At 62.5% G+C, this 1,698-nt stretch carries 2 protein-coding genes; both read left to right on the top strand.

Features of this window, described 5'->3' with window-relative positions; all coding sequences use genetic code 11:
• Nucleotides 1-29: 29 nt before the first annotated feature.
• Nucleotides 30-899: a nucleotidyltransferase family protein gene (locus ACRDUX_RS23125; protein WP_526416891.1), complete on the top strand. Its 870-nt coding sequence runs from the start codon at nt 30-32 to the stop codon at nt 897-899.
• A 217-nt stretch (nt 900-1,116) separates the two neighbouring features.
• The coding region (locus ACRDUX_RS23120) for an aminotransferase class IV (protein WP_526416889.1) at nt 1,117-1,698 on the top strand (582 nt) is incomplete at its 3' end.

Genomic DNA, 1,698 nt, shown 5'->3' with positions numbered 1-1,698 from the left:
CCCACCCGACTGCGCCGGAATGATCTACCGTGCACGACTCGAAGGAAAAAAGACCTGTGTCTGACGATCAAGCACCAGTTCCTGAGGTCATCGCTGTCGTTCCCTGCGCCGGGCACGCCACCCGCATCGCGCCTCTCCCCTGCAGCAAGGAGCTGCTGCCGGTCGCCCTCGATCGTTCGACGGCGGAAGGGCCGCCGGTGAAGGTCGTTTCGAGTTACTTGCTCCACAAGCTCCGGACTGCCGGGATCCGCAGAGCTGTTCTTATCCTACGCAAGGGGAAGTGGGACATTCCCGATTACTATGGCGACGGCGCAGAGGTCGGAGTGAACCTCGCCTATCTCGTCGTGCGTCGAACATACGGGCCGCCGTACACAATCGACGAGGCCTATCCGTTCATCCGCGGCGCCCGGATTGCGTTTGGGTTCCCAGACATCCTCTTTGGACCCACCGACGCCTACGCTCGGGGCCTCGAGGCATTGTCGCAAAGCCGAGCCGATCTGGTCCTTGGCCTGTTTCGTCCTCATGACGAAAGCGTTTCCGACCTCGTCGATATCGACAGCCGCGGACGCGTCCAGAAACTATTGATCCAGCCGCACCACACCCGCCTGGTGTGGACCTGGATCTTTGCCGTCTGGACGCCGACGTTCACCGAGTTCATGCACGAGTATCTGACTGTTCCAAGGACCGCCGCACAGGAGAGCGGGGCGGGCCTTGTTCAGGAACTGACGGTCGGACACGTGATTCAGGCAGCTATCCGGGCCGGCCTGCAAACGCGAAGTATCGCGTTCCCGGAGCATCGTTACCTCGACGTCGGCACCCCCCAAGGGCTGGTGCGATTGGCGAGCTCGCATGGCCTTGCCGAGTTCGGCGTGGATGCGCCTCTCGCGGCGGCCGAATAGGCGTCGCCGGCCGTTCACGAATCGGGGTTGAAGCGAGCGGCAGGACACAGCGGAGCGCGACCACGCCGCCCGGCGACTTGATAGCTGTCAAATGAACCGGCCGGAGCGGCGGGAAGAATGAGCTTCGACAGCGGGGGAGAGCTCGAGCCGAGCTCTCGTCGCGACCACGCGAGCGAGATTGCATGCCATGAAACTCCAGCGACCTCCCTTTGTATACATGAACGGCCGCCAGCGGCCTTGGGACGAAGCCGTCCTTCACGTCGGCTGCGAAGCCGTCACGCGCGGCTTGACGGTGTTCGAGGGCCTCAAAGGATATCGCCAACCTGATGCTTCCCTGGGCATCGTCCTCGTGCGACAGCACTATGAGCGGCTGGCGCGATCTGCCCGCCTGCTCCACATTCCGTTCGAGACATGCTTCGAGGAATACGAGGCTGCAGTTTGCGGTCTCGTCGAGACGTTGCTGCAGCCGGATAAAGAGATGTGGCTTCGCACCACCTTGTGCGTGACCGATGGACATTGGGGCGAGGATACCAAAGCCGATTTGATCATAACCGGGTATCAGACGGAGGCGACCGCGCCTGAGGCGATCCATCTCGGGGTCAGCACGTGGCGGCGTAGCGTGGATGCTTCCATGCCGGCACGAATCAAGACAGGTGCTAATTATCAGGTGGGCCGCCTCGCCCGCATCGAGGGTCGGCGCTGCGGCTGCACGGACATGGTGCTGCTGAACCAGTGGGGAAGAGTCGCGGAAACGACGGGCTCATGCATCGTCATGGTGCGGAACGGGACAGTGTACACG

The organism is Mycobacterium sp. (assembly GCF_050701675.1).
In the GTDB taxonomy this organism is placed as follows: domain Bacteria; phylum Actinomycetota; class Actinomycetes; order Mycobacteriales; family Mycobacteriaceae; genus Mycobacterium.
This window is presented reverse-complemented; position numbering and strand designations above follow the sequence as displayed.